Source organism: Zetaproteobacteria bacterium (assembly GCA_003696765.1).
Classification (GTDB): domain Bacteria; phylum Pseudomonadota; class Zetaproteobacteria; order Mariprofundales; family J009; genus RFFX01.
The window spans coordinates 1-12,055 of record RFFX01000012.1; the positions used below are offsets into that span (position 1 = coordinate 1).

The following is a 12,055-nucleotide window of genomic DNA, read 5'->3' on the forward strand; positions in this document are numbered from 1 at the left end:
CAGCCGCTCCAGCCCGGCCATGATGTGGCCCTCCACCGCCTCGCCCGGCGCCTGCTCGAGCAGCCCCATCAGCTTGACCAGCGCCGCCTCGCTGCTCTGTTGCAGCAGTTGCTGCGCCTCACGGCACTGCTCGGCCAGCACGGCGAGCAGCCGCGCGTCGCTCTGCTTCGGCCAGGTTCCGGGGTCGTCCACCCGCACGGCGCCGGTCGTCGCGGCCTGCTGCGGTTGCGCCGGCGCCTGTTTCGGCGGTGGCGCCGCGGCTTGCTGCGGCTGGGCCGGGGCGTGGGCGGGCTTCGCCGCCGACGGCGCGGGGGAGGTGGTTTTCGCGGTGGTGGGCGCCGCATCCGCCGCGGGCTTCGGTGCAGCCGGCGCCGGCCGGGTGGTGGAGCGTGCTGCGGCCGCCGGTGCATCCTTGGCCTTTGTTGCTGCTGTGGCGGGCGCGGCCGCCGCTCTGGTCGCGGCCGGCTTCTTCGCGCCGGCGGCCGGCTTGCCGGCGGCCTTCTTCCCTCCGGCATGCTGTTCGATCACCCCGCGCCGAATGAAGAGGAGCTGGTCGGTCCGGTGCGGGAGGTCCATCTCCATCGGCAGGGCGCCGGCGAGCAGGTGCATGCGGCTGCCGTCGTAGCTGCGGTTGAGCGGGAAGAGCTCCTCCAGCAGCTGGTAGGGGTCCACCGGCGCATCCTTGGGCCGCTCCGGCATGACGTAGCCGACCAGCGACCAGCCGCGGTGGATCCCTTCGCGGTAGATGTCGCGCCACGACTCGCACGGCCCGGCCAGCAGCTCCCCGGTGCCGGTCATCTCCAGCACCACGGCGTCGGAGAGGAGCAGCTCGATCATCTCGTAGCACTTGAGCTCCTGCACCACCAGCGCGGGGTCGATCGGCTTCCATGCGTGGGTGATCATCTTGCGCGCGATGTAGAGATCGTGGAAGGCGTCGGGCGAGCCGACATCCATCGGGATCAGCGGATAGTCGGCGCCGGCGGCGATCAGTGTGCCGATGTTGGCCTTGGAGCGGGGGAGGATCATCAGCTTGGGCGGTGTCCACCACTTGGTCTTCTCCTTGCGCGCCTGCAACGAGGCGCCGACGCGGTGGAGCCACAGCTCGAGCACCGAATCCTCGCTGTCGCCGCCGCGCCGCTCCTCGGGGTAGAGCATGATCAGCTTGCAGCCGCGCAGCCGCGGGGTGAGGGCGTCGATATCCAGTCCGTCCCATGCATTGACCGAGTAGGTGATCTTGCAGTTGCTGCGGGTGGATGCCTCCTCCACCGCTCCGGCAAGCAGCGCCTGCTTCGCCGCCACGCCGTCGGCATCATCGACGGTGAAGAGATGGAAGGCGATCTTGTGGTGCTTGAGCGCCATCTCGACCAGCATCGCCGGCAGCCCCGGATGCCAGCCGAGGAAGATGATGTTGAGATCCCACACCTCCGGCCAGCTGAAGGTTTTGAGCGGGTTGTGGTGGTCGATCGGTCCGCGGCCGAGCGCCGCCTCCATCGCGCCGACCCAGAGCGACGGTTCGCTGCCGATGCCGATCATGTCGGTCAGGGCGATCTCCTCCTCGGCGCGGAAGAGGTCGGCGGTCAGGATCAGCCGACCCTCCTCGCTGCGGGCGGCGATCAGATTGATCCCTTTGGCGAAACATTCGCTCAGCCACTGGTCGAGCCGCTGCTTCTTCCCCGCGCGGGTGATCAGCGCACCGGCGCCGGCCGGCTCGATCGCCGCCGGCCACGCCACGGCGTAGATGCCGGTCTCGCCGTCGACCGCATCGAGCAGCCGCATGCCGAACTCCGGCATGTAGGAGCAGTGGGTCGCCTGGTAGAGCATGCGGGTCATGATCGAGGCGGAGACCACCACTTCGGCGTCGAGGGTGCCGGTGAAGATCGCCGCCTTGTCCGGCGGCAGCAGCGCGTCGGAGACGATCAGCGTATCGACCCTCGCCTCGCGCGCCAGGTGGTGGGTGTCGACCAGCGCCTGCATCTCCTCCTCCGAGTCGTCGTGGCGGTGGAAGATGACCAGATGCTGCAGGCCGGTGAGGCGGAAACGGCGCACCAGGTTGCGCGCCCCCGGCTCGGCGCGGCGGACGGCCAGCCAGCGGCCGACGGAGCCGGCGTCCGGCAGCGGCTCGCCGTAGAAGAGCCAGACGGCGGCGAAGGTGCGGCGCAGCCGGCCGCAGAGGGTGTCGAAGTTGCGCAGCACCGGCATCGACTGCTCGTTGGCGCCGACCACCAGCAGCTGCTCGCGCGGGGTCATCGGGCTGTTGGCCAGCTCTTCGAGCAGCTTCTGCATGAAGCTTGCGCCGAGGTCGATCATCAGGGCGAAGAAGAAGACCCCGGCCAACAGGATGGCGATGGTCACCCCCACCAGCCATGGGGAGAAGGCGGCCGCCGGCGGCACCCCGGGATCCATCAGCATGCGGAAGACGAAGAGCAGCAGCTGGAAGGGGGCGTAGTCGGCAGGGGTCACCCTGTGGTCGCCGTCGAGGTCCAGCGGCGGATAGAGGTAGAGCACCGAGAGCAGCACGAGGAACATCAGCACCGCCAGCACGCCGAGCAGCATGCCGGCCTCTTTGCGGATCTCCGGCAGGCCGGTTACCTGAATCAGCGCCTGGGCCAGGTTGCGCAGCGGGTTGAGCAGGAGGAGGAAGCGGATCAGCCGCAGCAGCACCCAGAGCGTCGGCAGCCCCGGAACCACGCCGAGCAGGGCGACGCTGGCCGTCAGATCGACCGGGATGAAGAGGATCTCGGCGTAGCGCCGGCGTCCTGCGGGCAGCACGCGGAAGATCGAGACCACGCGCACCCCCAGCTCGATCAGCAGCACCATCCCGGCGTAGAGGCTCAGCTTCTCGGCCATCAGCCCGATGATGGCCAGTATGGTGACGCTCATGCCGAAGGGGAGCGAGTAGATGAAGGTCTCGTGGGTGAACATGCGGAAGACCCGCAACATGCGCAGCAGGTACATGCCGCGCAGCAGCCGGGCCAGCCGCAGGTAGAAGGCCTGCTGCAGCACCTCCACCGGCAGGAAGAGCGCCGAGAAGAGGCTGATGGTGGCGATGCCGTCGAGCAACAGGAAGCCCATCTCGGTCCGGTTCTTCCAGCCGTTCTCCTTGAGCAGCCAGAAGCGCAGCCACCACTCGATGGTGAAGAAGATGACCAGCGGCCAGACGACGAACCAGTATTTGTCGAGGGTGCACAGGGCCAGCGCGATGATGATGGCGACGGCGTAGCGCGGGTGGGAGAAGATGCGCTCGCCCAGCAGCAGCCATTCCCGTCGGCTGTGGCCGCCGGCCAGCCGCGCCGTCAGCCGGCCGAATGCGCCGGTGTGCGGCTTCGGCGCGGGGGGCGTGGTCTGCTCGGGGGTGGAGGAGGGCTCCGGCCCGGCACGCTTGCTCGCGGTTTGGCGTGCGGCCCGGTCGGCGGTGGACGCTTTGTCGGGCTGCACCGGCTTGTCGGATGGCACCGGCTTGTCGGGCTGCGCCGCGGCGGGGGGGCGGTGGGGTGGCTTCACCGGCGACGGTGCCGACGGCGGAGCGGGCCGCGCCTCCGCGCGCAACGGCTCGGGCCGCACTGTCGCGCGCAACGGCTCGGGCACCACCGCACGGATCGCGATCGCGGCGGTGCGCAGCGGCGAGGCGCCGCCCCGGCGGGGGGCATCACCGGCGGCATGCGGCCGCCCTGCTCCTTCGCCCCCTCCCTGCTCCGCCGCTACTTTTTTGCGTTCAGCCCTGCCAGGAACTCATCGACGCGCCGCTGCAGCTCCTGCCCCTTGTCGGTGATGTTGCGCGTCGCCTCCAGCACCTCGGTCACCGCCCGCGTCTCTTCGGCGGCCGCCTCCGAGACCGAGGCGATCGCCTCGGTGGTGCGGTTGGTGGCGTCGGAGGCGTACTGCACGCTCTGGGCGATCTCCTGGGTGGCGGTGTTCTGCTCCTCGGCGGCGGCGGAGATCGCCTGGTTGACCTCGCTCATGCGGGTGATCAGGCCGCTGATGTTGTTGATCGCCTTGGCCACGTCCTGGCTCTGCGCCTGGATGGCGGCGATCTGGCGGGCGATCTGCTCGGTCGCCTTGCCGGTCTGGCTGGCCAGCTCCTTGACCTCGCCGGCCACCACGGCGAAGCCGCGCCCGGCGTCGCCTGCCCGCGCCGCCTCGATCGAGGCGTTGAGCGCCAGCAGGTTGGTCTGTTCGGCGATGTCGGTGATCACCCGGATCACCTCGCCGATCTCCTCCGACGCCTTGGCCAGGCTGGCCACCGTCTTGTTGCTCCGTTCGGCCTGGCTGACCGCGTCGGTCGACATGCCCACCGCCTCACGCACCTGGCGGGTGATCTCGCCGATCGAGGCGGAGAGCTCCTCGGCGGCGGAGGCGACGGTCATCACATTGCCGTTGGCCTCACTGGCCGACTCGTTGACCAGCGCCGCCTGCGAGGCGGTCTCCTCGGCCATCGCCGAGAGGGTGTCGACCACCTGCATGGTCTGCTCGCTGGCCGCGACGATGTCGCCGATCGCGCTGCCCACCTGCTGCTCGAAGTTCAGCGCCACCCGGCGCTCTTCGGTGACGTCGCGCCAGGCGACCATGATCGCATCCCAGTTGCCCTCGACATCGTCGATCGCCTCGGCGGTGAACTCGATCTCGCGGCCGGCGGCGGTGAAGTGCGAGGTCATCGGGAAGTTCTCCTTGCTGGCCAGCAGGCTGCGCTGGTGGGCCGGGTTCTCGTGGAAGAGGTCGATGTTCTTGCCGACCAGTTGCGTCGCCTTGCACGGCAGGAACGACTCGATCGAGGTGAAGAGCCGCTTCGCCGCCGGGTTGATGTAGGTGATGTTGAGCGTGGCGCGCGAGGCGATCATGATGGCGTTGGGGTTCTGCTCCACCACCGCCCGCAGGCGGAAGGTCTCGCGGGCGTCGGCCTGCGAGCGCTTGAGCACCTCGAGCAGGTCGCGCATCACGCCGCGCCCCTCCACCTCCAGCTCGATGAACCTGCCCCGCATCAGCTCGCGCAGCGCGTGGGTCACGCGGTTGAGCGGCGCGGTGATCGAGCGGGCGATGGCCCAGATGAGCACCACCAGAATGACGAAGATGGCGGCAAGCGTCCCCCAGAAGAGCAGGGCGGTATGCTGCGCGATCTGCGCCGCCTCGGCGTGCAGCGCGTCGAGATCGTGGCCGCCGACCTCATCGAGTTTCTCCTGGGCGGCCTCCATCTGCTGCTCGATCGCCTCCATCTGCGCCTTGATCTTGAGCAGGTCGATCCGCGCCTGCTCGAGCGCATCGAAGCCTTGGATGTAGCTGTTCAGCTCGTCGAGGATGGTCGCCTTCTCGCTCGCCGGCAGGGTGGTGTCGGCGGCGAGCAGCCGGCGGAAATGGGCCGACTCGTCGTGCAGCTCCTTCTTGTATTTCTCCTTGCCGCGCAGCAGGAAGTCCTTCTCGTGGCGGCGCAGCATCAGCATCGAGGCGACCAGCGCAGCCGGCGCGTGCACCCGCTCAAGGTGGTGCTCGATGGCGTGGACCTGGTCGCGGAACTTGCCCTGCAGGCCGCTGTTCTCATCGAAGCCGATCTTCTCGCGCAGCGCCTTGGCCGTGCCGAAGCTCAGCCGGTCGTACTTCTCCATCAGGGTTTTCAGCCGGCCGGCGGCGTCGCGCGCCTCGGCGGAGGGAAGCTTCTCGACCAGCGTGGCCAGCGTCTGATCGAGGCCGTCGCTCACCTTCTTCCAGGCGTCGTAGCGCTCGCGTTCACGGTCGAACAGGTAGGCACCCGCCAGACGGAACTCGGCGCGCATGTCGGCCACCGAGCCGTCGGAGATCTCCATCAACTCGCCGGCGGCCTTGAGCCGGGCGGCGATGTCGGCCAAGGTCACCACCGACCACTGGTGGATGGCCGCCGCCCCACCCATACCGAGCGTCACCACCAGCATGATGATCTGCAGTTTGTTGGCGATGGTCAGGTTTTTCATCGTGATGGATCCCCCTCCGGAATGAGAAACGGTGCCGCGCGGCCACGGAACGGCCCGCTGCGGACGCCGCCACGCTAGCGATTCGGTCCGATTTGGCAACCTGTTTGATCGCACTGCCCTTTTTGCCCCCCGGCGGGGTGGGGAGATGGCCGCGGCGGGACGGCCATCGGGCTGCGCGACCCTTGGGGCCCTCGGGGCGGACCAGCCGGCCTACTGGCGGGCCGGCCCACTGGAAGGATGAGGAAATGATCGAATTGCAAACAGCACGTCCGTGGGCTTTTTCGGCTTCACGGGGATCGAAGACACGGATTTCTATCGCCTTACAAAACAGTCGCTTGCATGCGCAAGCTCCCGTTGTGCGCGGTCCTCCTGGCCGCGGATGCCGATCATGGCACCATGGCGTCGTATGTGCAGGTGTGGGCGACCTTCGATCGGGTGCCGTCGTCTCCCGGGCATCGGCCCGGTGGCCCATCCCCCGCCGGCCGGGGCGGTGCGGGGTCGCTCCCCTATCCCCTAAATTGGCGATTGACAGGGCGGCCGCATAGCGCAGCCTGCCGCATGGAGGGCGGCGATGTCGCCCCTCTCCGCCCGCGTTGGCTCATGGGCCGGAACGGGCGAACAACGGTAAGCACTACACTGCGATGGGGGTTGCCCGGATGACGATGTTGCGTATGGTGCTGGCGATCTGTGTGGCGCTGCCGCTGCTCTCCTGCGGTGGTGGCGGCGGAGGCGGTGCCTCGGGCGTGACGCAGGTGACCATCCCCTTCTCCACCGCGCCTGCCGCGGTCGCCGGCGGGGCGTTGACCACCCAGACGCAGAGTACGGTTCCGGCGGCGGTGCAGTCGATGACCGTCACCGCCCTGGCCGGCGCCACCACCCTGGCCACGGCCAGCGCCTCCCGGCCCAACCTGGTGGCCACCATGACCCTGGCCAACGCCACCGGCGTCACCTTCCAGGTGCAGGCCTACGATCTCTACGGCACGCTGATCTACCAGGGGAACTCGGCCCCGATCGATCTGGTCGGCAAGCCGGTGACCGTGCCGGTGACCGAGCAGGTGGTGCTCGGCGGCGTGGCGGCGACCGGCCTGCCCGTGGCCAACGGCACCCTGACCATCACCGATGCGACCGGCAGGAAGCTGACCATGACCACCGATGCCGCCGGCAACTACCGGAAGGTGCTGCCGGTCGATCTGGTCTACCCGCTGTTGCTGGAATACACCCAGCCGGCCACCGGCACGGTGATCGCGTCGATGATGACCCGGTTGGGCAAGGTCCACACCAACACCTTCTCCACCCTGGCGGTGACCCGGGCGCTGGGGGTGGCCTCCTATTCGCAGATCACCAGCGGGTTCACCTCGTTCACCAACACCTACGCCAACGCCGCTACCCCCGCTTCGGCGGTGATCCAGGCGGTGGACGACGAGATGAACCGGGCGGCGCGGCAGGTGATGAGCCAGCTCGGGCTGACCCGCTTCACCAGACTGGGCAGGAGCGACCCGCTGCATGAGCCCAACTTCGTCGCCGACGGCACCGGCCTCGACGGGGTGATGGACTCGGTGCGCATGGAGGAGCGGGATGTCGATGGCGACGGCAAGGGCGATCTGGTGCTGGCCGGGCGCGGTGCCGCCGGCACGCCGATCCTGAGCATGCGATCCTCGAGCGGGCAGATCAGCCGCGAGAACGGTACGCTGGCCCTCTCCGGCGCGGTGGTCGCCGGCGACGATCTGGGCGACGGCGTGCCGCTGACCGAGTCCGACTCGGTGGTGGTGGATTCCACCGGCAAGGCGGGCAAGCTGCGCGCCCCGGTGGCGCCGACCGCGCTCGGGCTGGGCAGCCAGGCGGTCAACCACTTCGTCTCGGCGTTGACCGACGCCTTCGACGGCGCCGGCGTGCTCCTCTCCGACCCCTACAACCAGCAGGTGTTCGATCAGCTGATGGGCGGGCTGCTGGCCGGATTCCAGCAGTTGCAGGCGGCCGGCGGCACGCTGCCGGTCGATGAGGCGGGGATCGAGCAGCTGGGCAGCGCGATCGAGAGCAGCCTGAGCGGCAGTGTGCGCAATGGCGTGATCGACCCCGCCTACAACCTTCAGGGCGTTGTCAGCAACCTGGTCGCCTCGCTGATGCCGGCCACGGGCGGCACCACTTCCGGCGGGACGACCGGTGGCGGAACCACCAGCGGCGGAACGACCGGTACCTCCGGTGGAACCACGTCCGGTAGCAATGCGTCCGGTGGCGGAACGGCCGGTTCGACCGGCGGGAGCACCGGCGGCGGCACGACCACCGGCGGCGGGACGACTGGTGCTTCCGGCGGAACTACCTCCGGTAGCAATACGTCCGGCGGCGGCACGACCACCAGCGGCGGGCAGACGACGGCGGCCACCTACCTGCGCGCATCGCAGCCGCGGGTGCCGGTGGTGCTCACCCCGCCGATCAGCGCCGGCAGCAACGGCGTGGCCACGGTCTCCAGCGATGTGCTGAGCAAGGTCAATCCGATGGTGCCGATGCTGACCAACACCACCATGAGCTATCAGCTGCAGAACCTCGCCGGCGGGGTGTTCGAGGCGGTCTCCATGCTGCCGGGTGGTCAGGAGGGGTGGGCGGTCGGCCACCACGGCCTGATCCAGCACACCACCGACGGCGGCGTCACCTGGACGACGCAGGAAGTCCCCTGGGGGTTGACCGACAGCGCGCTGATCGATGTCTACGCCGTGGATGCCACCCATGTCTGGGCGGTGGGGCGTGCCGATGCGCGGGGCACGCCGCTGGTGCTCTTCTACGACGGCAGCAGCTGGTCCCGGATGTCGATCTTCGGGACATTGGGCCACGGCAAGCCCACCGCTCCGGTGGTCGACCTGGTGATGCTCGATGCCACCACCGGCTATGCGGTGAGTCAGGACGGCAAGGTGCTGGCCACCACCAACGGCATGGCCTGGAGCGTACGCTCCGAGGTGACCAGCCCCTACAGCAGTCTCTCCACCGGGCCCAACAACCCGGCGCCGGTGGCGCTCAACGGCATCGCGGTCGATCCGCGCAATCCGCAGTCGATCTGGGTGGTGGCCGATGAGGGGATCTACCACAGCACCGATGGGGGCTCCACCTGGAGCGGGGAGCTGTCGATGGCCGCCACGGTGCAGGCGATGGGGACGGCCTACCATCTGGCCTGGCCGTTTGGCGGCCGCTCGATCTCGGTCTACGGCAACACCATCGTGGTCGGCGACTGGGGGCCGGATTCGCTCGGCGTCCAGGACAACAGCCCGCAGGGCTACTTCCTCACCGGCTCGGGGCTCCTCTCCAGCCAGGACGGCGGCAACACCTGGAGCTACACCCCGGGGATCGGCACCAACTACCTCCGGCCGCAGATGATCGATGCGCTGCACGGCTTCGCACTCGATGCCGAGTCGCCCGACATCAACCAGATCTTCCAGACCAGCGACGGCGGTCTGACCTGGAATCCGGTGGTCACCGTCGGCGGCCTGCAGTGGGCGATGGGGATCGATTTCCTCGACGCCTACACCGGCTGGGTGGTCGGTGAGAACCAGCTGGTCAGCAAGGTCGACCTCCATCCCGGCGCGGTGGCGACGCGCGATCTGCAGAACCTGGCCGGTCAGGCCTTCGAGGGGGTGTTCATGCTGCCGGGCGGTCAGGAGGGGTGGGCGGTCGGCCACCACGGCCTGATCCAGCACACCACCGACGGTGGCGCCCACTGGACGACGCAGCAGATCCCCGCCGGGCTCTTCGACAGCGTGCTGATCGATGTCTACGCCGTCGACGCCACCCACGTCTGGGCGGCCGGACGCGCCGATCTGCAGGGCACGCCGCTGATGCTCTTCTACAACGGGACGGCGTGGTCGCAGGTGGCGCTGCCCCGCGGGGTGGGCGCGCAGTTGATGGAGGTGGTGATGGTCGATGCCGCCACCGGCTACGCCATCGCCAACAGCGGCGAGCTGCTCAAGTTTGGCAACGGCCAATGGAGTGTTGTCTCGACGGTGAGCAGCCCCTACGGCAACCTGACCGGGGCGGCGACCAGCGGGCCGGTCAACCTCAACGGGCTGGCGGTCGACCCGACCAACACCCAGTCGCTGTGGGTGATCTCCGATCAGGGGATCTACCACAGCAGCGACGGCGGCGTGAACTGGAGCGGGGAGCTGACCGCCGGCCGCTTCAGCATCGCGGGCACCCCCATCAACACCCCCTTTAGCGGGCGGACCATCTCGGTCTACGGCGGGACGGTGGTCGCCGGGGATTGGGGCCCCGGCGTCTTCGGCAACGGCGGTTTCTATGATGCGACGACCAATCAGTGGTTCCAGGGGGGGGCGGGGATCCTCTCCAGCCGGGACGGCGGCGTGAACTGGAACTATCGCTCCGATCTCGGCGGCAACTTCCTCCGGCCGCAGATGGTCTCGCCGACGGTGGGCTTTGCGCTCGATACGGAGGCGCCCGATGTGAACCGCCTTTTCCAGACCAGCGACGGCGGGTTGACCTGGAGCCCGGTCGCCTTCGCCGGCGATGGACAGCGGGCGACCAACCTCCACTTCGTCGACGCCTACACCGGCTGGGTGGTGGGCGAGCACCAGCTGGTCACCCGGATCGATCTCCATACCATCGCGGCGACCTCGCTCGACCAGCAGGTGCTGGCCGGCGGCCTCTTCGAGTCGGTCTCGATGTTGCCGGACGGGCTGGAGGGGTGGGCGGTCGGCCACCGCGGCCTGATCCAGCACACCACCGACGGCGGGGCGAGCTGGACCACGCAGGCGATCCCCGCCGGCCTGTCGAACAGCACATTGATCGATGTCTTCGCGGTCGACCCCCGCCATGTCTGGGCGGTGGGAAGCGCCGAGGCGCAGGATCGGCCGCTGATGCTCTTCTACGACGGGACGGCGTGGTCGCAGGTGACGCTGCCGGCCTCGGTCGGCGGCAAGCTGATGGAGGTGGCGATGGTCGATACCGCCACCGGCTACAGTGTCAGCCGTGATGGCAGCGTGCTCAAGACCGTCGACGGCAGCGGCTGGACGGTGGTCGGTCGGGTGCAGGATTGGTCCGGCATGGTGCTGCCGCTGACCAGTGTTGCGGTGGATCCGCTGGATCGTCGCTCGGTGTGGGTGCTGTCGGACTACGGGGTCTACCACAGCGTGGATGGGGGCGCATCCTGGCGGCCGATCTTCCAGACCCAGGCGAACGGATCGCCGCTGACCATCGACGGCCTGCCCGGCATGCAGTTCTCGGACTTCTTCCAGGGAAGGACGATCTCGGTCTACGGCGACACCATCGTGGTCGGCGACTGGGGGCCGGGTTCGGTCTTCTACTTTGGGTCGTCTACTGCTGCCATGACGGGGGGCGGCATCCTCTCCAGCCGGGACGGCGGCGTCAGTTGGAACTACACCTCGGGGATCGGCAACGGCTTCCTGCGCCCGCAGATGGTCGATGCCCATGTCGGTTTCGCGCTGGATGCCGAGGTGCGGGATGTCAACCAGCTCTACATGACCACCGACGGTGGTGTGACCTGGCAGCCGGTGGCGACCGCCGGTGGGGTGCAGTGGGCGACCAACCTCGATTTCATCGACCCCTACACCGGCTGGGTGGTCGGGGAGAACCGGCTGGTGAGCAAGATCACCCTCTCCCCGGTCGGGGCGAGCTCCGGCCTGCCGATCAAGGTGACGAATGCCAGCGGCAAGACGGGCCGGCTCTACGGGCTGCTCTACAGCAGCGACTGGAGCCGGCTGCTCGAGGTGATGCCGGTCGATGCCACCGGCTCGGTCACCATGCTCGTGCCCGACGGCAGCTTCAACCTGGCGGCGGTGGTCGATACCACCGGATCGGTCGACCGCTACGGGCTGATCGATCAGTCGGTCGATCCGATCGGCGAGTTCGCCGGCAATCCGATCACCGTGGTCGGCGGCTCGGCGAAGGATAGATACGGTGCGGCGGCGGCCAACTCCACCATCACCATCACCGGGCTGAGCAACCGCTACTACTTCCCGATCGGCTCCACCACCATCACCTGGACCGGTAAGGATGCCGCCGGCAACGTGGTGGCCAGCGCCAGCCAGAAGATCGTGGTCGGCGCCACCCGTCAGTCGTGGGATGCGCTGCACACCACCGGCGACACCGCGACGGCCGCG

At 68.8% G+C, this 12,055-nt stretch carries 3 protein-coding genes; 1 reads left to right on the forward strand and 2 read right to left on the reverse strand.

All coding sequences use genetic code 11. The features are described 5' to 3' along the window. Both D6682_01665 and D6682_01670 read right to left on the reverse strand, forming a co-directional pair. The coding region (locus D6682_01665; GenBank protein RMH52544.1) for a hypothetical protein at nucleotides 1–3,435 on the reverse strand (3,435 nt) is incomplete at its 3' end. Nucleotides 3,436–3,698: 263 nt separating this feature from the next. After that, nucleotides 3,699–5,936 (reverse strand): methyl-accepting chemotaxis protein, encoded by a 2,238-nt coding sequence (locus tag D6682_01670; protein RMH52545.1) that lies wholly within the window; start codon nucleotides 5,934–5,936, stop codon nucleotides 3,699–3,701. A 671-nt stretch (nucleotides 5,937–6,607) separates the two neighbouring features. Between D6682_01670 and D6682_01675 the strand changes: the two genes are divergently transcribed. Beyond that, nucleotides 6,608–12,055: hypothetical protein (locus D6682_01675; protein RMH52546.1), on the forward strand; the 5,448-nt coding region annotated here is incomplete at its 3' end.

Bases quoted from the DNA above. Each gene is read 5' to 3' on its own strand.
- D6682_01670 (RMH52545.1), bottom strand. From the start codon at position 5,936: ATGAAAAACCTGACCATCGCCAACAAACTGCAGATCATCATGCTGGTG.